At 63.8% G+C, this 22,434-nt stretch carries 16 protein-coding genes and 2 riboswitches; of the genes, 13 read left to right on the top strand and 3 right to left on the bottom strand.

From position 1 onward, the window contains the following. Positions 1-248 precede the first annotated feature (248 nt). The gene (locus BUB23_RS03670; RefSeq protein WP_073101757.1) at positions 249-617 is read left to right on the top strand and encodes a type II toxin-antitoxin system prevent-host-death family antitoxin; all 369 of its coding nucleotides are present in this window, start codon (positions 249-251) and stop codon (positions 615-617) included. Further along, positions 617-1,264, top strand: coding sequence for an ATPase (locus tag BUB23_RS03665; protein WP_073101756.1), 648 nt, complete (start codon positions 617-619; stop codon positions 1,262-1,264). The genes BUB23_RS03670 and BUB23_RS03665 overlap by 1 nt, the downstream gene beginning before the upstream one ends. Before the next feature lie 118 nt (positions 1,265-1,382). On the opposite strand, the gene BUB23_RS03655 is transcribed toward BUB23_RS03665, so the two are convergent. The 3 genes from BUB23_RS03655 to BUB23_RS03645 all read right to left on the bottom strand — a co-directional run bounded on the left by BUB23_RS03655 (position 1,383) and on the right by BUB23_RS03645 (position 4,929). After that, positions 1,383-2,252, bottom strand: a complete 870-nt coding sequence (locus BUB23_RS03655; RefSeq protein ID WP_084135796.1) for a cation diffusion facilitator family transporter — start codon at positions 2,250-2,252, stop codon at positions 1,383-1,385. Between the two features lie 60 nt (positions 2,253-2,312). Beyond that, entirely contained in the window at positions 2,313-4,385 is a 2,073-nt protein-coding gene (metG, locus tag BUB23_RS03650; protein ID WP_073101754.1) for a methionine--tRNA ligase, read from the bottom strand. Between the two features lie 295 nt (positions 4,386-4,680). After that, positions 4,681-4,929, bottom strand: a complete 249-nt coding sequence (locus BUB23_RS03645; protein ID WP_073101753.1) for a hypothetical protein — start codon at positions 4,927-4,929, stop codon at positions 4,681-4,683. 93 nt (positions 4,930-5,022) lie between these two features. Here BUB23_RS03645 and apbC point away from each other — a divergent pair, with 93 nt between their 5' ends. The 11 genes from apbC (at position 5,023) to BUB23_RS03590 (ending at position 22,430) form a co-directional block, all read left to right on the top strand. Further along, positions 5,023-6,108: an iron-sulfur cluster carrier protein ApbC gene (gene apbC / locus BUB23_RS03640; protein ID WP_073101752.1), complete on the top strand. Its 1,086-nt coding sequence runs from the start codon at positions 5,023-5,025 to the stop codon at positions 6,106-6,108. Between the two features lie 4 nt (positions 6,109-6,112). Beyond that, positions 6,113-7,885: an autotransporter assembly complex protein TamA gene (locus BUB23_RS03635; protein ID WP_073101751.1), complete on the top strand. Its 1,773-nt coding sequence runs from the start codon at positions 6,113-6,115 to the stop codon at positions 7,883-7,885. Beyond that, positions 7,882-11,778, top strand: coding sequence for a translocation/assembly module TamB domain-containing protein (locus BUB23_RS27270; RefSeq protein WP_073101750.1), 3,897 nt, complete (start codon positions 7,882-7,884; stop codon positions 11,776-11,778). Before BUB23_RS03635 ends, BUB23_RS27270 begins: the two co-directional genes overlap by 4 nt. Positions 11,779-12,012: 234 nt before the next feature. Then, entirely contained in the window at positions 12,013-12,576 is a 564-nt protein-coding gene (gene dcd, locus BUB23_RS03625; protein WP_073101749.1) for a dCTP deaminase, read from the top strand. Positions 12,577-12,589: 13 nt separating this feature from the next. Then, on the top strand, positions 12,590-14,851 hold the full coding sequence (locus BUB23_RS03620) for an arginine/lysine/ornithine decarboxylase (RefSeq protein ID WP_073101748.1): 2,262 nt from the start codon (positions 12,590-12,592) through the stop codon (positions 14,849-14,851). Between the two features lie 53 nt (positions 14,852-14,904). Beyond that, positions 14,905-16,164, top strand: a complete 1,260-nt coding sequence (locus tag BUB23_RS03615; RefSeq protein ID WP_143160892.1) for a BaiN/RdsA family NAD(P)/FAD-dependent oxidoreductase — start codon at positions 14,905-14,907, stop codon at positions 16,162-16,164. Between the two features lie 78 nt (positions 16,165-16,242). Next, positions 16,243-16,331, top strand: a riboswitch (glycine riboswitch). Positions 16,332-16,353: 22 nt separating this feature from the next. Continuing rightward, positions 16,354-16,462: riboswitch (glycine riboswitch) on the top strand. Positions 16,463-16,515: 53 nt separating this feature from the next. Then, positions 16,516-17,610 (top strand): glycine cleavage system aminomethyltransferase GcvT, encoded by a 1,095-nt coding sequence (gene gcvT, locus BUB23_RS03610; protein WP_073101746.1) that lies wholly within the window; start codon positions 16,516-16,518, stop codon positions 17,608-17,610. Between the two features lie 43 nt (positions 17,611-17,653). Beyond that, on the top strand, positions 17,654-18,034 hold the full coding sequence (gcvH, locus tag BUB23_RS03605) for a glycine cleavage system protein GcvH (RefSeq protein ID WP_073101745.1): 381 nt from the start codon (positions 17,654-17,656) through the stop codon (positions 18,032-18,034). 46 nt (positions 18,035-18,080) lie between these two features. Continuing rightward, positions 18,081-20,984: an aminomethyl-transferring glycine dehydrogenase gene (gcvP, locus tag BUB23_RS03600; RefSeq protein WP_073101744.1), complete on the top strand. Its 2,904-nt coding sequence runs from the start codon at positions 18,081-18,083 to the stop codon at positions 20,982-20,984. Between the two features lie 217 nt (positions 20,985-21,201). Further along, the gene (locus BUB23_RS03595; RefSeq protein WP_073101743.1) at positions 21,202-21,585 is read left to right on the top strand and encodes a hypothetical protein; all 384 of its coding nucleotides are present in this window, start codon (positions 21,202-21,204) and stop codon (positions 21,583-21,585) included. Continuing rightward, complete coding sequence (locus BUB23_RS03590; protein ID WP_073101742.1) at positions 21,582-22,430, top strand: alpha/beta fold hydrolase; 849 nt, start codon at positions 21,582-21,584, stop codon at positions 22,428-22,430. Before BUB23_RS03595 ends, BUB23_RS03590 begins: the two co-directional genes overlap by 4 nt. Positions 22,431-22,434 lie beyond the last annotated feature (4 nt).

Below are 22,434 nucleotides of genomic sequence, written 5' to 3'. Positions count from 1 at the left end.
GCGATACGATTGCCTGTTCGCACTGAGCATCGCCACCATTGCGCCCATTTGCGAAATCAGAATGCGCCCATAAAAGGTCAGGCGCACATGGGATAGAGGAGGAAGGGGCTCCGGGCGCATGTTGCCTGCAGGCGGCTTGATCGAGCGGGATCGGTCTGCCGTTATGGGTAGCTGCTAATAGACGCAGATTACATAAAATACATAAATTAGATAAAATACGCAGAACGATACTTTCTTTGGAGTGGACAATGAACGATACGCCGAGTTCGCGCCCCACGGCATTGGAGCGTTTGACGCGCAATTTGTCTTCGATATCGGCCACACATTTAGTGGCTGGCATGCAGAAGGTCACGCGCGCCGTCATGACTCAGGGCGCCGTGGTCATTACACGGCACGAACAGCCCACGATGGTGCTCATGTCTGTCGATCACTATATGAAGCTGCAGCAGGCGGCCGAGCCGAATCTCGACGCGCTTACGCGGCAGTTCGACGACATGTTCGCCCGCATGCAGGGCGCGCAGGCCGCGCAGGCGATGGCCCAGGCCTTTGATATGACGCCGCGGGAGTTAGGCAAGGCGGCGGTGCATGCTGCCGGCCCTGGCCCGTCCTCGACGTAATGCCGGGTCGCATTTTTGTGCTCGCCGGCGTCAATGGCGCCGGCAAAAGCAGCATTGGCGGCGCTGCGCTGCAGGCACGCGGCGTGTCCTATTACAATCCGGATCTTGCGGCTCGGACGGTGCTGCAGAGCAATCCGGGCATGGCGCTCGAGGCGGCCAACGCACAGGCCTGGCAGCTTGGCCGCGACGGGCTCCAGTGCGCCCTGGGCGAGGGTCTGAATTTCGCGTTCGAGACGACCTTGGGCGCCTCCACGATCACCGACATGCTGCTCGCTGGTGCCAGAGACGGGGCACAGGTCCACATCTGGTATGCGGGACTCTCAAACCCGGACCTGCATATACAGCGGGTAAGAGAGCGGGTAGCGGCCGGTGGGCATGACATCCCCGGGCAAAAGATCCGCGAGCGCTTTGACAGCAGTCGAGCCAATCTGATCAAGTTATTGCCTTGCCCGGCAAGTCTTCGTGTCTACGATAACAGCGTACAAGGTGATCCGAAAAAGGGAGTGCGTCCCCAGCCCGTATTGCTGTTGCACATGCAAGAGGCGCGTATCGTCTCGCACGTCGCACTGAGCGAAGTGCCCGAATGGGCCAAGCCTATCATGGCCGTCGCGTTTGACCGGCCCGCTGCCCCGGACGCGCTGCGATAGCGGGCGGATCGTCTGGAAGTACCCTGTGCATTCCGGCAAGATATTGGGCACGTTGGGACGCTTGTGGGTATGCCTGTCGGGTTTGCTCATTGCCTTATTGCGCGGCGCAGGTGTGTACTTATGGGGGCGGCGAACCGCCGCCCGATTGGCCGGCTGAAGATGCCACCGGATCGAAGTGCGTCGTCACGTCCAGCACGGGTTCGTATTGCATCACGCGTTTTCGCGCTTCGGTGGCAATGGCGTGCCCTTGGGCGATGGTCAGCGCGCCGTCCATTTCCAGGTCGACTTCGACCCAGATCATGTCCCCCAGCTTGCGCGTTTTCATTGCATGTATGCCGTGCACGCCGGGGGTCGAGAGCAGGTGGCCGCGTATGCGTTCGGCGGTGACCTCGTCGACCGCCTGGTCCATCAGGTCGTTGAATGAAACAAAAAAGAACTTCCAGCCCATGCGTATGATCATCAGGCCCACGATCAGCGCGGCCAGCGGGTCGGCCAGGGGAAAGCCGACGAGGTTGGCCAGGATGCCTATGGCTACGACCAGGGACGAGGCGGCGTCCGAGCGGGCATGCCAGGCGTTGGCGGCCAGCATGGACGAGCGCACGCTCTTGGCCACGCCCAGCAGGTAGCGAAACAGGATTTCCTTGGAAACCAGCGCCAGCATGGCCACGGCGAGCGCGATACTGTGCACCTTGGGAATATTCTCGGGGCTTTGCAGCTTGACGAAACTGCTCCACAGCATGCCTATGCCCACCGACAGCAGCAGCGCGCCGATGATGAGCGCTGCGGCCGTTTCGAAGCGCCGGTGCCCGTAAGGGTGGCCGGCATCCGGCGCTTTCTGGCTGTGGCGGTTGGCCACCAGCACGACGCCGTCCGATACCAGGTCGGACAGCGAATGTATGGCGTCGGCCACCAGGGCGGCCGAGTGGGCGAACAGCCCGATCGCCATCTGCGCTATCGTGAGCACGATATTGACGGCGACGCTGACCATGGTGCTGCGATAGCCGGCCACCTGGCGGTCAGGGTCGAAATGTATGCTCACGCCGCGGCCCTAGCTGATGCGCATGCCCGGCTGGGCGCCTGGCCAGGGTTCAAGAATATAGATGCCCGGATCGACCTTGTCGTCGCCGTGGCTGGCGGCCAGCACCATGCCTTCGGATATGCCGAAACGCATTTTGCGCGGCGCCAGGTTGGCGACCAGCACTGTGAGCTTGCCGATCAGGTCGCCGGGCGCATACGAGGCCTTGATGCCCGAAAATACCTGGCGGTGGCGCCCTTCGCCCGCGTCCAGCGTCAGGCGCAGCAATTTGTCCGAGCCTTCCACGGCTTCGCAGTTGACGATATGGGCGATGCGCAGGTCGACCTTGGCGAAGTCCTTGATGTCGATGACGTCGGCAATCGCCTGCCCGCCCGGTATCGCCACCGGGGCGGCCGGCGGTTCGAAAAGATCGTCGAGCATCTTGGGCTCGACCCGCTGCATCAAGTGCTTGAAAGGGGATATCCGCGCGGGCAGCTCGGCGGCGTCGGCCCACAGGTAGCCGCCGGCGGCGCCGAACAGTTCCATCGCGGTCCTGTCGGCCAATACCGGCAATACCGGCGCCAGCATGACGGACAGCGCCTTGAAGCCGGCCAGCGCCCGCGAACAAACGTCTTGCAGCGCGGCCTTCTGCGCGGCGTCCGCGCCGGCTATGCCCTTGGCCATCACCCAGGGCTGGGCCGCGTCGAAAGCCTGGTTGATGTGATCGGCATGCGCCATGATCTGGCGGATGGCGCGGCCATACTCGCGCATCTCGAAGTCGGCCCGCACTTGTTCGGCCACCTGCCCCAGTTCATCCCGCAGCGCCTGGGCATCGCCCAGGTAGGCCAGCTCGCCGCCGAAATGCTTGCTGATGAAATTGGCGGCGCGGCTGGCGATATTGACATACTTGCCGATGAGATCGCTGTTGACCCGCGCGATGAAATCGTCGGGATTGAAGTCCAGGTCTTCGACGTGGGCGTTGAGCTTGGCGGCAATGTAATAGCGCAGCCACTCGGCGTTCATGCCCAGCTCCAGGTAGCGCAGCGGCGAGATCCCGGTGCCGCGGCTCTTGGACATTTTCTCGCCGCTGACGGTGATGAAGCCGTGGACGTGCAAGCTGTCGGGCGTTTTGCGCCCCGAGAATTTCAGCATGGCGGGCCAGAACAGAGCGTGAAAATAGACGATGTCCTTGCCGATGAAATGCACCTGCTCGGTGTCGCTTTCGGGGTCCAGCAGCGCATCGAAATCGATATTGCGCTGACTGCAATACGCTTTCAGCGAGGCGAGGTAGCCCACCGGCGCGTCCAGCCACACGTAGAAGAATTTTCCGGGCGCGTCGGGAATGGGGATGCCGAAATAGGGCTCGTCGCGCGAAATATCCCAGTCGGCCAGATTGGCTTCGCTGTCGGCCGTGCCGGTTCCCAGCCATTCGCGCGTCTTGGCCAGCACTTCGGACTGCAGGCGCTTGTTGCCGCTGGCATTGCTGCCCGTGGTCCACGCCTGCAGAAACTCGACGCAGCGCTGGTCCGACAGCTTGAAGAAGAAATGCTCCGACGATTTGAGCACCGGCGTGGCGTTGGTGAGCGTGGAATAGGGCTCGATGAGTTCGGTGGCCGCATAGACCGCGCCGCAGACTTCGCAGGAATCGCCATATTGATCTTTGGCGTGGCAGCGCGGGCATTCGCCCTTGATGTAGCGGTCCGGCAGGAACATGCCCTTTACCGGGTCGTAGAACTGCTCGATGACGCGCGAGGTGATAAAGCCGGCGGCTTTCAGGCGCCGGTAGATGTCCTGCGACAAGGCCACGTTCTCGGCCGAATCGGTCGAGTGCCAATGGTCGAACTCGATATGGAAACCGTTCAGGTACTGCGGCCGCTCGGCGGCGTAGCGGGCCACCAGCGCCTGCGGCGTGATCCCTTCGCTTTCCGCCTTGAGCATGATGGGCGCGCCGTGCGCGTCGTCGGCGCCCACGAAATGAACGGTATGCCCCGACATTCGCATGGACCTCACCCAGATATCGGCCTGGATGTATTCCATGATGTGGCCGATATGAAATGATCCATTGGCGTAAGGCAGGGCAGTAGTTACAAATAGCGTGCGCGACATGTCTAAACGTTATAAGAAGAAGGGAAAAGCGATTTTAGGGCTTTCCCGAGCAAGCTGCTCGGAAAAGCGCAAGCTTTCCGGGCAAGAGGCTCGGAAAAGCGCAAGCTTCCCGGGCGGAATGCTCGGAAAAGCGGATTAGCGACCGGACAGTGGCGCGCAAAAACGCAAGCCGCCTGGATCACCGGGCGGATTACCCACGCGCGGCGCGGATCAATTGTGATGAATCGTTAAGTTTGGTGTGCGGATTGCCATCTGGAGCCGCCGGCGCACGTATGATGGCCGGGCGGTCCGCCCCTTACGGGATTTCGCGCATTTCGATATCGGTCACATCTTTGTTTTTAAAGATGTTTTTACCGTCGCCCGCCTGGCGGCGATCCGCCCAGTAGGCCTTGACGCCGAAGGGCCGGCCCTTGACCCTGGCTACGACATACAGGATGCCGATGGCGATGGCGGTGGACACCATGAACACGAACGCCATCGCCAGGCCGAAGATGGCCAGGACAAGGAAGAGGATGCCGCGGATAATTTGATTAAATATATTCATCGTGATTATGTAGACCCCTTAGGGGGAAAATAATTCCCTCAATCCGCTATTCTTGAGGCTTCGGTGTAATTTTTCCACGTAAGGCCTATCGATATGAGCTTAAATCCTGACCAAATACTCGCTATGCTGTCCGAGGTGATTGATCCTTATACCCAGAAAAAATTGGCGGTGACCGCGAAAAACTGCGAAATCGGCCTCGAGGGCGGGGAAGCAAGTATCACTGTACCCCTCGGTTATCCATTACACAACGGCCAGGCGGATTTGCGGAAACGAATTGAAACGGCTCTGGGCGCGCAAGGCGTTAACGTACGGGCCTTGCGTTTTACCAGCCAGATCGCCACCCATGCTGTTCAGCCCGGCCTCAAGCCCATGCCCAATATCCGCAATATCATTGCCGTCGCCTCCGGAAAGGGCGGCGTCGGCAAGAGCACCACGGCGGTCAATGTCGCCCTTGCCCTGGCCAGCCAGGGCGCGCGCGTGGGCTTGCTGGACGCCGATATCTACGGCCCCAGCGTGCCCATCATGCTCGGGCTGTCGGGCAAGCCAAAAAGCCTGGATGGCAAGACGATGGAGCCGTTGATGGGCCACGGCCTGCAGGCCAATTCCATAGGCTTTCTGATTGAAGAAGATTCGCCCGCCATCTGGCGCGGCCCCATGGTGACCCAGGCCTTGACGCAGTTGCTGACGCAGACCAACTGGAACGACCTGGATTACCTGATCGTCGACATGCCTCCGGGCACCGGCGATATCGCCCTGACCATGGCGCAGAAGGTGCCGCTCACCGGCGCCATCATTGTCACGACGCCGCAGGACCTGGCCCTGGCCGACGCCCGGCGCGGCCTGCGCATGTTCCAGAAGGTCAACGTGCCGGTCCTGGGCATCGTCGAAAACATGTCGGTACATATTTGTTCCAACTGCGGCCACGCCGAGCCCATTTTCGGCGAGAACGGCGGCCGCAACATGGCCGCTGAATTCAACCTGCCCTGGCTGGGCGCCTTGCCTTTGCAACTGAGCATACGCACCCAGACCGATTCGGGCACTCCCAGCGTCGTGGCCGAGCCCGATGGCGAGCCGGCGCGCGCCTATCATGCCATCGCCGCCGCGCTGGCGGCCAATGTTGCGGCGCTGCCGCGCGACATGGCGGCCAAGATGCCCGGCGTCGTGGCGCGGAAGTCGTAGCTGAATGCGGGCTGGCGTACTCTGCTTGCTGTTGGGGCTGGGCCTTGCGCATGAGGCGTACGCGGCCAAGCCGGAGGTTGTCATCGACCCGGGCGGCGCTTCCGCGGCCGCCCTGCAATCCATCAATAGCGCGATAGAAGCCATTACCCGCCTGGCGGAAGACCAGGACGGCGGGGAAGTGTCGCGGCTGCGCCGGCGCGCGCGCGACGCCACCTTGTCGGCGCTCGAAACGCAAGGTTATTTCGCGCCCAAGGTCACGCTGGAGGTCGGCGAGGACATTCGCGGGGAAACCTGGGACATCATCATCGAGCCGGGCGAGGTCTCGCATGTCGATCAGGTGGATCTGGATTTCAGCGGGCAAATCACCCGGCCCGAGTTCGCCGCGCGGGTGCAGACTTTGAAGAAAGAGTGGCCGCTGGAAAAAGGCATGCCTTTCATCAACGAATCCTGGCACAGCGCCAAGGAGACCTTGCTCGACGGCGTCAGCCGCAAGGATTTCTTCTTCGCCCGCCTGACAGGCAGCCAGGCCACGGTCGACGCGGAAAAGGCCAAGGCCGATCTGTCTGTCGCGGTGGAAAGCGGGCCGCGGGTCCGGTTTGGCAAGTTGACCACCGTCGGGCTGAAACGCGTTCCTCCCGAACTGATAGACCGCTATATTCAATACACCCCCGGCGACCCCTATGACCAGGACAAGCTGGACGACTGGCAGCAGGCGCTGCAGTCCACCTCTTTCTTCCGCGGCGCCTTCGTCACCTTGAATCAGGACCAGACCGAGCAGAAGACCCTGCCCGACGGCGAGCTGGAACTGCCTGTGCGGGTGCAGGTGTCCGAAGCGCCGGCCCGCCGCTTCACGACATCGCTGGGGGTGGACAGCGATAACGGCATCGGGGTCGAGGGCCTGTACCGGCAGAACGTGGTGTTCGGGCAGCCGGTCTGGATAGAAACCGGGGTGGGCATAGACAGGAACCGGCAGCGCGCCTTTTTCGATGTGAACCTGCCGCCGACTCTCAGCGGCTACAAGGATAGCGTGGGCGTGCTGTACGACCATTCCGACATCGAGGGGCTGGACAATTCGCGCCTGGGGCTGGGGTGGAAGCGCAAGCGGGAACGCGAGGCCGGGGGCGGCAGCCGGGTCGGCTATGAAACCCAGTGGGGGCTGATCGCCGCCTACGACAAGACCGATATCAGCGGCGGCGATGCCTTCGAGGTGCCCACGCTGGTCGGCACCTGGCAGTGGCTGCGCCGCGACGTGGACAAGAAGTACGACCCGCGCGAAGGCAACCTGATCGATTTTGGCCTGGGCGCCGGCGTCACCCTGGACAAGGGCGAGCCGTTTTACCGGTCCAGCCTGCGCCTGCAGCAGTGGTGGCCCATGGGCCGGCGCGATGTCCTGACATTGCGCGGCGAGGTGGGCAAAGTCTGGTCGCAGACGGACCGCCTGCCGCAGGATTTCGGTTATCGTACCGGCGGGGCCCGCTCGGTACGCGGCTACCGCTACCAAAGCATAGGGCTGGAAAGCGGCGACGCCGTGGTGGGCGCTCCCGCCCTGGCCGTGGCCAGCGTCGAGTACACCCATTATTTCACAGAGCAGCTGGGCATGAATTTCTTCGTGGATGCCGGCGATGCCGCGCCGTCCTTCGGCCAAATGAAAATGTCGCTGGGCTATGGCGTCGGCCTGGCGGTCCGCACGCCGGCCGGGCCTTTCTTCGTCGATGTGGCTTACGGCCAGCGCGATCACCGCCTGCGTCTGCACTTTTCCCTGGGTATCGCATTTTGAGCACGGTATTGCGCTGGCTGCGCGGAATCCTCATCTGGGCCGGACCCATCATCGTCCTGCTGCTCCTGGTCTGCTGCAGTTTCCTGTACTGGGCGCTGGGCACGCCTTCCGGCAGCCGCTGGGTTCTGGTCACGGCGGCCCAGCAGCTCGACGGCCGGGTCAGCGGCGTTTCGGGGACCATCTGGGACGGCTTGTACGTCGACGATTTCGAGCTCGCCTTGCCGGGCGTTGCCGTCGCGCTGGACGGCCTGCACCTGCAGGCGCGCTGGCCCGAGTTGCTGCACAGGCGCCTGCATGTGCAGGATTTGTCGGCCAACACCATAACCGTGGCGCTGACCAGCACGCCCGGCCAGCCGCCGGGCGAGCCCTTCGAAATGCCCGCGCTGCCCCTGCGGGTGGCCATAGACCGCCTTGCCGTCGATGACTTGATCGTGCGCCAGGACGGCGAACTGCTGCCCTTGAGCATACAGAAGCTGTCCACGTCGCTGGCCCTGACCGAGGAAGGCGGGCAACTGGTGGTCCGGAGCCTGGAACTGGGCCACGAGCAGATGCAAGCGGCTTTCGAGGGCGAGCTCAAGGTGCTGGGCTTGCGGGATCCCTGGCCCATGCAAGCGCATTTCACGACCCGCGCCATCGGCCTTACGGCCGATACGCCCTTGTGCGCGCGCCGTTTCCTGCCGTCGCTGCCAGCCGCGCACAAGGCCGCCGCGGACGCGAAGACTGCCGTCCCGCACAAGGGTTCCACGGACAAGGATTCCACGGACAAGGGTTCGACGGACAAGGGTTCGATGGACAAGGGTTCGACGGACAAGGGTTCGACGGACGCAAAGGCGGCCGCGGCGGCCGAGGGGCGGGAGGCGCCCGCCGAAAACCCGGGTGGCGGCCAGGCGGACGCCGGACAGGCGCAGGAGGAGCCCTGCGCGCTGGACATCGACACCCGCATCGAGGGCAGCCTGGACGCGCTCAAGGTCGCCTTGAAAGGCTCCGGGCAGGGCATGAGCCTGGACGCCCATGCCTCGCTCACCCCGCGCGCCGCCTTTCCGCTCAAGGATGCCGCGCTGGACTTGCAATTGGCGGATGGTTCTTCCCTGCACGGCAATCTGGACTGGGCTTCCTCCCTGGTCGACAACATTGTCCATGACCGCCTGGTGGGGACGCTGCGCAGCGAGAAGCTGGACGTGGGCCAGCTCGTGGGCCCGTCGATACCTCCCGCCGTCATCACCACGGCGGCCGATTTCGATGTGCGGCTGCGCGGCCACAGCGACCTGCTGTCGGCCGACGTGGCCTTGAATTTCGCCGAAGGGTCGCGCTGGAACAAGCAGGCCCTGTCGGGCGCCTTGAAGGCAAGTGTGGTCAACACCGCCGCGCCCGCCGGCGGCGCGGCGCAGGCAGCGGGCACTGGCGTCGACACGGGAACGGGCATGGGTGCGGGAACGGACACAGGAGCAGGAACAGGGGCAGGAACAGGGGCAGGAACAGGGGCAGGAACAGGGGCAGGAACAGGGGCAGGAACAGGGGCAGGAACAGGGTCAGGGACGGCGGCCGCGCCGCTGTGGCAGGGCTTGCAACTGGCCGCCCTGGACATGGACCTGCATCTGGGCAAGAATCATTTGCAGGCCAAGGGCGCCCTGGGCGCCGCCGACACCGGCCTGAAGCTGAACCTGATGGCGCCCGATCTGGCGGCCTTCTGGCCCGGCGTGCCCGGCGGCGGGAGCCTGCAGGGCGATGTGGCCGGTACGCTGGCCAGCCACAAAGCCGATCTGACCGCGCAATACACGCCGGCGGCGAGCCGGCCGCAGGAAGTCGGCAGCGCGCCGGGCAAGGCGCATGTGGCGCTGGCGGGAGGCTGGGGCGCGGGCGTACCCGGGCAGGATGGCGCCGAAGGCTGGCGCGGCACGATATCGGCCCTGGACGCCGACCACGCCGGGCTGGGCCTGCGCTCGGCCGCGCCCGTCAGCGTGAGCTTTCTGCCGGGTGTGGCGGCGCCGGCATGGCAATGGCAGGTCGGCGCCGCCCAGATGGAATTTCTGATGTCCTCGCGGCGGCTGTTCGTGCTCGACCACCGAGGTTCGCGCGGCGGCGCCGGGCGCTGGGAGACCCAGGGCGCCATCGCCAGGCTGCCGATTTCCCCGCGCCTGGTCGCCGATCTGCGCAAAAAATTCAAGCTCCAGGCGAAAGAAGAGGCCGACCGCGGCGGCATAACGATCAAGGCCGACAAGGGCCATGCCCTGTCCGAGATCGTATTGGGCCTCGGCTGGAACCTGAAGTTCGCCGGGGCGCTCGAGGGCGATGCCCATATCGAGCGGCTGTCGGGCGATGTCATGGTTCCGTCCGAGCCGCCGGTTCCCCTGGGGCTGCAGACTTTCAGGCTGGATTTGAACGCCAAGCGCAGCAATGGCTCCACCAGTCGGCTCACGGCCGACCTGAACGTGAAGACCGCGAGAATGGGCCGTGTTTCGGCGACGGCGGCGACGCTTGTCCATGCGACGGCCGGCGGCGGCCTGGCGCTGGACCCCAAAGACAGCAAGACGGCCAAGATCGACGCGGATATCGACGATCTGGGCTGGACCAGCCTGTTCCTGGGCGACGCCATGGAAGTGGGCGGAGCGGTCAGGGCCAATGTGCAGTTGCAAAGCCGGCCCAATGGCGCATGGGACAGCAGCGGCACCATCACCGGGCAGAAGATCCGGTTCATCCGCATCGACGATGGCATCCGCCTGCTTGACGGCACGCTTTCCGCAAGGCTGGACAATGAACGCCTGATCCTCGAGAAGCTGAGCTTCCCGGCGACCTTGCGGGTCACGCCCAAGGAATGGCGCACGGCCGAGTGGGTCAGCACCAATCCGGAGGCCAAGGGCGGCAAGCTGGACATCACGGGCGACTGGAACCTGTTCGAATCGCGCGGCACTGTCGATGTCGACATGTACCGCTACCCGCTATTGCAGCGTTCGGACCGGTACGCCATGGTCACCGGCAAGCTGCGTCTGGCGCTGGAACTGCCCAGGATCGCGATCAGCGGCGCCATCACCGCCGATGCGGGCTGGTTCGATCTTGACATGCTGGGCGGCATTCCGACGGTGGACAGCGATGTGGTGGTTCTGCGGCCGGGCCAGGAAAAGCAGGCGCCGAGCGTGCCGCTGGATCTTTCCATGGAGCTGGACGTCGACCTGGGCAGCCGCTTCTACCTGACGGGCTATGGCGTGAATTCCGGCCTGGTAGGCAATCTGCACATCATGATGAAAGGCGGAAAGCTGACCGGGGTCGGGGCGCTCAGGACCCGCGGCGGCGCCATCGAGACCTATGGCCAGCGCCTGCAGCTGCGCCGCGGCACGATTACCTTCCAGGGCGATATCGCCAGCCCCGTCCTGGACATCGAGGCCTTGCGCACCGGCCTGGCCGTCGAGGCGGGGGTGCGGGTGGCCGGCACGGCCAAGCGGCCGCGCATAGACCTGGTATCGTACCCCGCCGTCAGCGAGATCGAAAAGCTGTCATGGCTGCTGCTGGGCCACGGCGCCGACGAGTCCGGCGGCGACATGGCCCTGCTGTTTTCGGTCGGCACGTCCTTCCTGGGCAGCGGCGAGCCGTTCTACCGCAAATTCGGGGTGGACGAGGTCAGCATCAAGTCGGGCGAACTGGGCAGCGCCGGCAGCATCCTGCCCGCCGAAAGCGTGGTAAGCCGGCTGGACAGCGGCACCAGCGATATCGAACGCAAATTCGTCTCGGTCAGCAAAACCTTGTCCAGCGGCATCACGCTGAGCATCCAGCAGGCCCTGTCCGACACCGGCACAGTGGGCCGGGCGGGCTATCAGCTGGCGCGCGGGCTGACGGCCGAACTGAACGTCGGAACGATAAACGGCCTGGCGCTCGTATACCGCTGGTTCTCGAGGGAGTAGTTTTTTTTGCCGCCGGGCCGCCCCAAGGCAAAAAACACCCCCTTGGGGGATGAGCCCGGACACAGGACAATCCCTGCGGACTGTCCTGTGCCTGGCGAACCCGAGCGGCATGCAGGCCGCGAGGTGGATAGCGAGCCGCGTAAGCGGTGAAGCGTGGGGGCTTTTTTTTGCCGGGCGCGCTACGTGAAGGCGTAAGAGCGATAAAATACGCGCCAATCTAATAAGGTCAGGGCTATGAGCATAAAACATGATGGCTGGATCCGGAGCGTTGCCGCAACCGGCATGATAGAACCCTTCGAACCAGACCAGGTCCGTTCGGTCGACGGTAAACGCATTGTCAGCTACGGCACCAGCAGCTATGGCTACGATGTGCGCTGCGCCGACGAGTTCAAGATTTTTACCAATATCAATTCGACCATCGTCGACCCCAAGGCTTTCGACGAGAAGTCTTTCGTCGATTTCAAGGGCGACGTATGCATCATCCCGCCGAATTCGTTCGCGCTGGCCCGCACCGTGGAGTATTTCCGCATACCCCGGAGTATCCTTACCATTTGCCTGGGCAAAAGCACGTATGCCCGTTGCGGCATTATCGTGAACGTGACCCCCCTGGAGCCCGAATGGGAAGGCCACGTCACGCTGGAATTTTCCAACACCACGCCCCTGCCCGCCAAGATCTACGCTGGCGAAGGTTGTGCACAGATGCTGTTTTTCGAAGGTGACGAGGTTTGCGAAACCTCTTATCGAGATCGCGGCGGCAAATACCAGGGTCAGCTTGGCGTGACCCTGCCTCGCACTTAGCAGGAGCTATTGCATGAAATTCCGTTTCCCCATCGTCATCATCGATGAAGACTACCGCTCCGAAAACGCTTCCGGTTTCGGCATCCGCGCCCTGGCTTCGGCCATAGAAGCCGAAGGCGTCGAGGTATTGGGCGTCACCAGCTATGGCGACCTCAGCTCATTCGCGCAGCAGCAAAGCCGCGCCAGTGCGTTCATCCTGTCGATCGACGATGAGGAATTCGACGTCGATTCGCCCGAGGACGTGGCCAACGCCATCAAGAACCTGCGTTCCTTCATCGGCGAGCTGCGTTTCCGCAATGAAGACATTCCCATCTACCTGTACGGCGAGACGCGCACTTCGCAGCACATCCCCAACGATATCCTGCGCGAACTGCACGGCTTCATCCACATGTTCGAGGACACCCCCGAATTCGTGGCCCGCCACATCATCCGCGAGGCGCGCTCCTATCTCGACGGGCTGGCGCCGCCGTTTTTCCGCGAACTGGTCAAGTACGCGTCCGACGGCTCGTATTCCTGGCACTGCCCCGGCCATTCGGGCGGCGTGGCTTTCCTGAAAAGCCCGGTCGGGCAGATGTTCCACCAGTTCTTCGGCGAAAACATGCTGCGCGCCGACGTCTGCAACGCGGTCGACGAGCTGGGCCAGCTGCTGGACCATACCGGCCCGATCGCCGAGTCCGAACTGAACGCCGCCCGCATCTTTCACGCGGACCATTGCTTCTTCGTGACCAACGGCACTTCCACGTCCAACAAGATCGTCTGGCATGCCAACGTGGCGTCGGACGACGTGGTGGTCATCGACCGCAATTGCCATAAATCGATACTGCACGCGATCACCATGACGGGGGCCATACCGGTGTTCCTGCGGCCTACGCGCAACCACCTGGGCATCATCGGACCCATCCCGCTCGAGGAATTCGAACCGGAAAACATCCGCAAGAAAATCGAGGCCAATCCGTTCGCGCGCAATGCCAAGAACAAGAAGCCGCGCATCCTGACGCTTACCCAAAGCACTTACGACGGGGTCATCTACAACGTCGAAATGATCAAGGAAAAGCTCGGCTCCGAGATCGACACCCTGCATTTCGATGAAGCCTGGCTGCCGCACGCGGCCTTCCACGAGTTCTACAAGGATATGCACGCCATAGGCGAGAACCGGCCGCGCAGCCAGGACGCCATGGTCTTCGCCACGCACTCCACGCACAAGCTGCTGGCCGGCCTGTCCCAGGCCTCGCAGATCATGGTGCAGGATTCGGTCACCCGCAAGCTCGACCGCAACGTTTTCAATGAAGCCTACCTGATGCACACGTCGACCTCGCCGCAATACGCGATCATCGCGTCCTGCGACGTGGCCGCCGCGATGATGGAGCCTCCCGGGGGCACGGCGCTGGTCGAGGAAAGCATTTCCGAGGCGCTGGACTTCCGCCGCGCGATGCGCAAGGTGGAATCGGAATTCGGCAGGAACGACTGGTGGTTCAAGGTATGGGGCCCCAACCGCCTGGTGTCCGACGGCATAGGCAACCGCGACGACTGGCTGCTGGTGTCGGGCGACGAATGGCACGGCTTCGGCGACCTGGCCGAAGACTTCAATATGCTGGACCCCATCAAGGCCACGGTGGTGACGCCGGGGCTGGATATTTCCGGCACATTCGCCGAAACCGGCATTCCGGCGGCGCTGGTGTCGAAATATCTGGCCGAGCACGGCGTGGTGATCGAAAAGACCGGGCTGTATTCCTTCTTCATCCTGTTCACCATAGGCATCACCAAAGGCCGCTGGAACACCTTGCTTACGGCGCTGCAGCAGTTCAAGGACGATTACGACCGCAACCAACCCTTGTGGCGCATATTGCCGGACTTCTGCAAGCAGCATCGCATGTACGAAAAAATGGGCATGGGCGATCTTTGCCAGCAAATCCACGAGACCTATCGCAAATACGATCTCGCGCGCCTGACGACCGAAGTGTATCTGAGCGACATGGTGCCGGCGATGAAGCCGTCCGACGCCTACGCCAAGATGGCCCACCGGGAGGCCGAGCGCGTTTCCATCGATGACCTGGAAGGGCGCGTGACCGGGGTGCTGCTCACGCCCTACCCGCCGGGCATTCCTCTGCTGATACCGGGCGAGCGTTTCAATAGCCGCATCGTCAATTACCTGCGCTTCGCGCGCGAATTCAATGCCAAGTTCCCCGGCTTTGAAACCTATGTCCATGGCCTGGCGCACGATACGGACGCGGCCGGCGCCGACAGGTATTACGTCGACTGCATAAAAGAAGAATAGCGCGCGTGTCCAGCCGTTTCGATGTGGCGGTCATAGGCGCGGGGGCGGCGGGCATGATGGCCGCCGCCGTCGCCGGGCAGCGCGGCCTGCGCGTGGTGCTCGTCGACCATGCCGCGCGGCTGGCGGAAAAGATCCGCATTTCGGGCGGCGGGCGCTGCAACTTCACCAATATCGGCGCGACGCCCGCCAATTTCCTGTCGCAGAACCCGCATTTCTGCCGTTCGGCGCTGGCGGCGTACACGCCGCGCGATTTCATCGATCTCGTCGAAAAGCACGGCATCCGCTGGCACGAAAAGCATCGCGGCCAGTTATTCTGCGACGAGTCGAGCGAGAGCATTATCGCCATGCTCAAGCGCGAATGCGACGAGGGCGGCGTGGCGTGGCGCATGCCTTGTTCGGTGCATGAGATCGCGCGCGACGGGGATGCCTTCCTCCTGCGCACCAGCCAGGGCAATATTTCTGCGCGCCAGCTCGTGATGGCCAGCGGCGGCATGGCGATTCCGCAACTGGGCGCGACGGATTTCGCGCTGGGCATAGCGCGGCAGTTCGGCCTGAAGGTGGTCGAGCCCCGCCCGGCGCTGGTGCCCCTGACTTTCGATGCGCAGGCCTGGCAGCCCTTTGCCGCGCTGAGCGGGGTGGCGCTGGAGGTCATCGTAAAGAACGATGCGGGAAGCGCGGCGCCGGCGGGCGCTGCTGCTACTGCGGCGGCGGCCGGCGCGGGGTCCGGCAAGCGGCGCAATCCGCGGGCCGGCGCGGGGCGGCAGCAGGCGGAGTTCCTGGAGGACCTGCTGTTTACGCACCGCGGCCTGTCAGGGCCGGCGATCCTGCAGATATCCAGCTTCTGGGATCCGGGCGAGGCTATACATGTGGATTTGGCGCCGCATCAGGACCTGGAGCGCGATCTGCTGGCGGCGAAGTCCGGCAGCCGCCAGCAGCTGGGCACGGTGCTGGCGGGCTTGTGGCCCAAGCGCCTGGCGGATCGGTGGCTGGCCAATATCGACGGGATGGGCGAAGACGCCGGGGCGCTGCGCCTGGCCGATGTGCCGGACAAGGCGCTGCGGCGTCTTGCCGGACAGATTCATTGCTGGACGCTGCTGCCTGACGGAACGGCGGGCTACAAGAAAGCGGAAGTGATGCGGGGCGGGGTGGATACGCGCGGGCTCAATCAGAAAACGATGGAGGCGGCCACGGTTCCGGGCCTGTATTTCGTGGGCGAGGCGGTGGATGTGACGGGCTGGCTGGGAGGCTATAACTTCCAGTGGGCATGGGCGTCCGGCGTGGCATGCGGGCGGGCGTTGTCGGCGGCCGTGTAAAGCAAAACAACATGGCCGCCCGCATTATTTCATTTGTCCTTCCGCCGCTTTCGAGTTATTCTTTGCGACTGCTGTCATTTACACAGAGTGGGAGAGTGCCGGGTTCCCGGCCACCGAAGGCGCAATTCGCCCAGAATCGCTCAGGTACCCCGTACCGCTCTTGTATTGCCTGCTTCTTGTAAGCAAGCAAGGCGGCATTCTGGAGAGACTCGCGCGGCCCATACGGACACGCCGCGGGCGCCGAAGGTGAACACCCGCACACGGGCTAACTCTCAGGCAAAAGGACAGAAGGGCGGTGCTGGCCAGCATATTGGTGGCTTACGTCGTTCATTTTCTGACCCTGGAGTCCCCATGTCACCCGCTCTCAAGCATACCCCCCTGCATGCCATCCACATCCAGTCCGGCGCCAAAATGGTCGACTTCGGCGGCTGGGACATGCCCGTCGCCTACGGCTCCCAGCTCGAAGAGCACCACGCCGTGCGCCAGGACGCCGGTATGTTCGACGTATCCCATATGCTCAACGTCGACATCAGCGGCGCGGACGCCGAAGCATTCCTCAAGCGCCTGCTCGCCAACGACGTCAGCAAGCTCACCGTGCCCGGCAAGGCCCTCTATTCCTGCATGCTCAACCCCCAGGGCGGCGTCATCGACGACCTCATCGTCTACTTTTTCAGCGCCGACCGCTGGCGCGTCGTGGTCAACGCGGGCACCGCCGACAAAGATATCGCCTGGATGCAGAAGCTGGCCGGGTCCGAAAAGTTCGATGTGAGCATCACCCCGCGCCGCGACCTGGCCATGGTGGCGGTGCAGGGCCCCAACGCCCGCGCCAGGCTATGGGCCGCCCGCCCCGCCTGGGAACCGGCCACCCATGCCCTCGCGCCCTTTACCGGCGCCTTCGTCGCCGACGACATCCTCGTCGCCCGCACCGGCTATACCGGCGAAGACGGCTTCGAAGTCGTGCTGCCGGCCGGCCAGGCCGCCGCCTTCTGGCGCGACCTGGAACAGAACGGCGTGCGGCCCTGCGGCCTGGGCGCGCGCGACACCTTGCGCCTCGAGGCCGGCATGAACCTGTACGGCCAGGAAATGGACGAGCAGGTCAATCCGCTGCTGGCCGCCCTGGCATGGACCGTCTCGCTCAAAGACCCCGAACGCCGCTTCATCGGCCGCGACGCCCTTGAATCCGCCGTGGTCGACCGCGCGCTGGTCGGCGTCAAGCTGCTGGAGCGCGGCGTCATGCGCGGCCACATGAAAGTGCGCAGCCCGCAGGGCGAGGGCGAACTCACCAGCGGCTCCATGTCGCCCACCATGGGCGCGTCCATAGGCATGGCGCGCGTTCCCCTGGGCTTGCGGCCGGGCGACCGGATCGAGGTGGAAATCCGCGGAAAATGGCTGCCGGCCGAGGTCGTGAAAATGCCATTTGTGCGCAACGGCAAGATTGTTGCTTAATACAGCTTCCACACAACGAATCATTTTTTATACGGGGTTAATCATGAGTCTTCCAAACGACCGCAAATATACGTCTTCGCATGAGTGGGTAAAGGTCGAAGGCGACCTGCTCGCAGTCGGCATTACCGATACCGCGCAAGACCAGCTGGGCGACCTGGTTTTCGTCGGCGACGTGAATCCCGGCGCCGTCCTTGCCAAGGGCGAAACCGCCGGCGTGGTGGAATCCGTCAAGGCGGCTTCCGACATCTACGCGCCTGTCGATGGCGAAATCGTGGCTTTCAACGAAGCGCTCAACGACCAGCCCAATCTTATCAATGAGGCGGCGTTCGACACCTGGATCTTCAAGATCAGGCCCAATGCCATCGCCGACGCCGACGGCCTGCTCGATGCCGATGGCTACGACGCCATCGTCAACGCGGGCTGATTCCCTTTGACGCATTTGCTGCGGACTTGCTCTGTTTAGGTTGATTATGTTGCGTGAACTAGACCCCCATTCCGATTTTATCCCCCGCCATATCGGGCCGGCCGCGGCCGACCAGGCAAAAATGCTGTCGGTCATCGGGGCCGCCGACCTGCAATCCCTGGTTCAGGAAGTCGTGCCTCCCAGCATCCTGAAGCGCGGGGCCTTGAATTTGCCCGCGTCGCGCAGCGAAGCCGACGCGCTGGCGGAGCTCAAGGAAATTGCCGGCCGCAACCAGGTTTTCCGCAACTATATCGGCCAGGGCTACTACGGCACGCACGTGCCTAACGTCATCCTGCGCAACATCCTCGAAAATCCTGCCTGGTATACGGCGTACACGCCCTACCAGCCGGAAATTTCGCAGGGCCGCCTCGAGGCCCTGCTGAACTACCAGACCATGGTGGCCGATCTGACCGGCCTCGATATCGCCAACGCGTCCCTGCTCGACGAAGGCACGGCGGCGGCCGAGGCCATGGGCCTTGCGCGGCGCGGTTCGCGCTCCAAGAGCAAGGTTTTCTTCGCCTCCATCCATTGCCATCCCCAGACCCTGGAAATCCTGCGCACGCGCGCCACCGGCCTTGATATCGAAGTCGTCGTGGGCGACGAGGCGCAAGGCCTGCCGGACTGCTTCGGCGTCTTGCTGCAGTATCCCCACAGCCTTGGCGGCCTGGCCGACTATCGGGCTCTCGCCGCCGCGGCTCACGCGCAGGGCGGGGTCGTGGCGGTCGCCACCGACCTCCTGGCGCTGGCCTTGCTGGCGCCGCCGGGCGAATGGGGCGCGGATATCGCCATCGGTTCGGCGCAGCGCTTTGGCGTGCCTTTGGGTTTTGGCGGTCCGCATGCCGGCTTCATGGCATGCAAGGACGCCTTCAAGCGCAATATGCCGGGCCGCCTGGTGGGCGTCTCCAAAGACAGCCAGGGGGCGCCCGCATTGCGGCTCGCCCTGCAGACCCGCGAGCAGCACATACGCCGCGAAAAGGCCACTTCCAATATCTGCACCGCGCAAGTCCTGCTGGCCGTGATGGCCGGCATGTATGCGGTATGGCACGGCCCCGCCGGCATCAGGCGCATTGCCGAGCGCGTGGCCTGCCTGGCCGCTTTCCTGCGCCAGTCCTTGGGCGAGCTGGGCATAGCGGTGGCGAACCAGCAGTTTTTCGATACGCTGCTGCTCGATACCGGCGCCCATACCCAGGCCATCGTCAAGGCGGCGCAGGCGGCGTCCATCAATCTGCGCCAGGTCAACGGCGCGCAATTGGCCGTGTCGCTCGATGAAACCGTTACGGTGGCCGACCTTCACGCCCTGCTGGGGGTGTTCGCGCAAGCCCTGGGCAAGCCATGGGATGCCGAGGCGCGGCGCGCCTTGCCGGCCGCCCATGGCATTCCCGCGGCGCTATTGCGCCAGTCGCCCATCCTGGCGCATCCGGTCTTCTCGCGCATCCGGTCCGAAACCGATATGTTGCGCTACCTGCGCGGCCTGGCCGACAAGGACCTGGCGCTCGATCGCAGCATGATCCCGCTGGGCTCCTGCACCATGAAGCTGAATGCGACGGCCGAGATGATACCCATCACCTGGCCCGAGTTCAGCAATATGCATCCGTTCGCGCCGGCGTCGCAAAGCCTGGGATACAAAGAGCTCATCGACCGCCTGTCGGGCGCGCTGTGCGAAATCACCGGCTACGACTCGATCAGCCTGCAGCCCAATTCGGGCGCGCAGGGTGAATTCGCCGGCCTGCTGGCGATACGCGGCTATCACCACGCCCATGGCCAGCATCAGCGCGACGTCTGCCTGATTCCCGCCTCGGCGCATGGCACCAACCCCGCCTCGGCGCAAATGGCCGGCATGGAAGTGGTGGTGGTCGCCTCCGATGAAAACGGCAACGTCGACGTGGCCGACCTGAAGGCCAAGATTGCCAAGGTCGGCGACCGCCTGGCCGCCTTGATGATCACCTATCCGTCCACGCATGGGGTGTTCGAGGTCGCCGTCACCGAGATCTGCGCGATGGTGCATGAAGCCGGCGGCCAGGTCTACCTGGACGGGGCCAACATGAATGCCATGGTCGGGCTGGCGCAGCCGGGCAAGTTCGGTTCCGATGTCTCACATCTGAACCTGCACAAGACCTTCTGCATTCCCCACGGCGGCGGCGGCCCGGGCGTGGGCCCGGTCGCCGTGCGCTCGCACCTGGCGCCGTATTTGCCGGGCATCGTGGATGAATCGGGCGGGCTTCCCGCCGGCGCCGCGGTCGGGCCGGTATCGGCCGCGCCTTATGGCTCGGCCGGGATTCTGCCCATTCCGTATCTGTACATAACGCTGATGGGAGCCGAGGGCTTGCTGGCGGCCACCGAGGTCGCCATCCTGAATGCCAACTATATCGCGGCCCGCCTGCAGGCGCATTATCCGATACTGTACGCCGGCCATAATGGCCGCGTGGCGCACGAATGCATCCTGGACATCCGGCCCATCAAGGATGGTTGCGGGATTTCCGCCGAAGACATCGCCAAGCGCCTGGTGGATTACGGCTTCCATGCGCCGACGATGAGCTTCCCGGTGGCGGGCACGCTGATGGTGGAGCCCACTGAATCGGAAGGGCTGGCGGAGCTCGATCGCTTCATCGATGCGATGATCGCGATTCGCGCCGAGATCGCCGCCATCGAAGCCGGCGCCGCGGATGCGCAGGACAATGTGCTCAAGAATGCGCCGCATACCGCGCAGATGCTGCTGGTCGCCGAATGGCACCACGACTACACGCGCGAACAGGCGTCGTATCCGCTGGCCAGCTTGCGGGCCGGCAAGTATTGGCCGCCGGTGGCGCGGGTGGACAATGCCTACGGCGACCGCAATCTGGTTTGTTCCTGCCCGCCGCTCGAGGATTATCTCGCTGAGGCCGATGCGGCCGCGGAGCCGTCGGCGGCATAGCTCCGGCTTTTATTGCAGATGGAAGAAAGCGCCCGCGGCAACGCGGGCGCTTCGCCATTCCGCGGCCGCGCGCCGGGCGCATGCGCCGGTTTCGCGCCCGGCGGCATGCGTATTGTTCGGCGGCGTATTGACATTGCCCATTCGCCGCCTTTAGAATGTTCTTCTAGAAAGAATAAGCGTTCTCTTCAAGAGAATCGATGATTCAGGAGACAAGACCATGACCGGAGTTCATGCGGATGACGGTGCGAGCCTGGCGCGGCATTTCAAGCGCCATGCCTTGTCGTATGCCCGCAGCCGGGCCGTAGAGGCCAGGGTATTGATCCAGTTTGGCGACGCGCGCTTGCTGGTGCGCATCGAGCATGGCCGCGTGGTCGATATAGCGGACAGCATGGCGCCCTTGAGTTCCTGGGATTTCTCCGTGCGGGCGCCGGCCGACGCATGGTCGCGTTTCTGGCGCGCGGTCCCCGCCGCTGGCAGTCACGATATCTTTGCCTTGGCCAGGAACGGCGAGATGGCCATCGAAGGCGATCTTCACCCCTTCATGGCCAACCTGCAATACATGAAGGACTTGCTGGCCATAGGCCGGGAGGCCTGCGCATGAGCGCCGCGCTGGAACCCATCGTGGGCCGCTACGTGTCGTTCGATGTGGCCGGGCGCCGCTGCCGCGTGTATTTCGAAGAGGCCGGTTCGGGCATACCGCTGGTCTGCCTGCACACGGCGGGCGCGGACAACCGCCAATACCGCCATATGCTGTGCGACGAAGCGATCACCTCGCGATTCCGCGTGCTGGCTTTCGACATGCCATGGCACGGCAAGTCCTATCCGCCCGAGGGGTGGCAAGGTTCCGAATATCAGCTCACCACCGAGCTTTATGTGGAAACCATAACCGCCTTCTGCGACGCCCTGGATCTGCGGCGGCCGGCCCTTATCGGCTGTTCCATAGGCGGGCGTATCGTGCTGCAGCTGGCCAACGCGCATTCCGACAGATTCCGCGCGCTCATAGGCGTCGAGGCCGCCGATTACCAGCAGCCCTGGTACGACACATCCTGGCTGCATCGCGGCGACGTGCATGGCGGCGAGGTCTGCGCGGCGCTGGTATCGGGACTCATCGCGCCGCAATCGCCGCCATTGCACCGCCACGAGACCCTCTGGCAATACATGCAGAGCGGGCCCGGCGTCTTTCGCGGCGACCTGTATTTCTACCGGGTGGACAGCGATCTTCGCGGGCGCCTGGATGGCATACGCACCGACATATGCCCCTTGTACCTGTTGACCGGCGAATACGATTTCTCATGCTCGCCCGACGATACGCTGCGCACCGCGCAAGCGATACCGGGCGCGAAAGTCAGCATCATGCGCGAAGTCGGGCACTTTCCCATGAGCGAGAACCCCGGCCAGTTCCGCCATTATTTATTGCCCGTGCTGGACGAAATCTGCTCGTCGTAGACCT

Source organism: Pollutimonas bauzanensis (genome assembly GCF_900129885.1).
Taxonomy (GTDB): domain Bacteria; phylum Pseudomonadota; class Gammaproteobacteria; order Burkholderiales; family Burkholderiaceae_B; genus Pollutimonas; species Pollutimonas bauzanensis.
Note: the sequence above shows the minus strand (reverse complement) of the source record. Positions and strands in the feature narration are given on the sequence as shown.

Bases quoted from the DNA above. Each gene is read 5' to 3' on its own strand.
- BUB23_RS03670 (WP_073101757.1), top strand. From the start codon at position 249: ATGAACGATACGCCGAGTTCGCGCCCCACGGCATTGGAGCGTTTGACG.
- BUB23_RS03665 (WP_073101756.1), top strand. From the start codon at position 617: ATGCCGGGTCGCATTTTTGTGCTCGCCGGCGTCAATGGCGCCGGCAAA.
- BUB23_RS03655 (WP_084135796.1), bottom strand. From the start codon at position 2,252: ATGGTCAGCGTCGCCGTCAATATCGTGCTCACGATAGCGCAGATGGCG.
- metG (WP_073101754.1), bottom strand. From the start codon at position 4,385: ATGTCGCGCACGCTATTTGTAACTACTGCCCTGCCTTACGCCAATGGA.
- BUB23_RS03645 (WP_073101753.1), bottom strand. From the start codon at position 4,929: ATGAATATATTTAATCAAATTATCCGCGGCATCCTCTTCCTTGTCCTG.
- apbC (WP_073101752.1), top strand. From the start codon at position 5,023: ATGAGCTTAAATCCTGACCAAATACTCGCTATGCTGTCCGAGGTGATT.
- BUB23_RS03635 (WP_073101751.1), top strand. From the start codon at position 6,113: ATGCGGGCTGGCGTACTCTGCTTGCTGTTGGGGCTGGGCCTTGCGCAT.
- dcd (WP_073101749.1), top strand. From the start codon at position 12,013: ATGAGCATAAAACATGATGGCTGGATCCGGAGCGTTGCCGCAACCGGC.
- BUB23_RS03620 (WP_073101748.1), top strand. From the start codon at position 12,590: ATGAAATTCCGTTTCCCCATCGTCATCATCGATGAAGACTACCGCTCC.
- BUB23_RS03615 (WP_143160892.1), top strand. From the start codon at position 14,905: ATGATGGCCGCCGCCGTCGCCGGGCAGCGCGGCCTGCGCGTGGTGCTC.
- gcvT (WP_073101746.1), top strand. From the start codon at position 16,516: ATGTCACCCGCTCTCAAGCATACCCCCCTGCATGCCATCCACATCCAG.
- gcvH (WP_073101745.1), top strand. From the start codon at position 17,654: ATGAGTCTTCCAAACGACCGCAAATATACGTCTTCGCATGAGTGGGTA.
- gcvP (WP_073101744.1), top strand. From the start codon at position 18,081: ATGTTGCGTGAACTAGACCCCCATTCCGATTTTATCCCCCGCCATATC.
- BUB23_RS03595 (WP_073101743.1), top strand. From the start codon at position 21,202: ATGACCGGAGTTCATGCGGATGACGGTGCGAGCCTGGCGCGGCATTTC.
- BUB23_RS03590 (WP_073101742.1), top strand. From the start codon at position 21,582: ATGAGCGCCGCGCTGGAACCCATCGTGGGCCGCTACGTGTCGTTCGAT.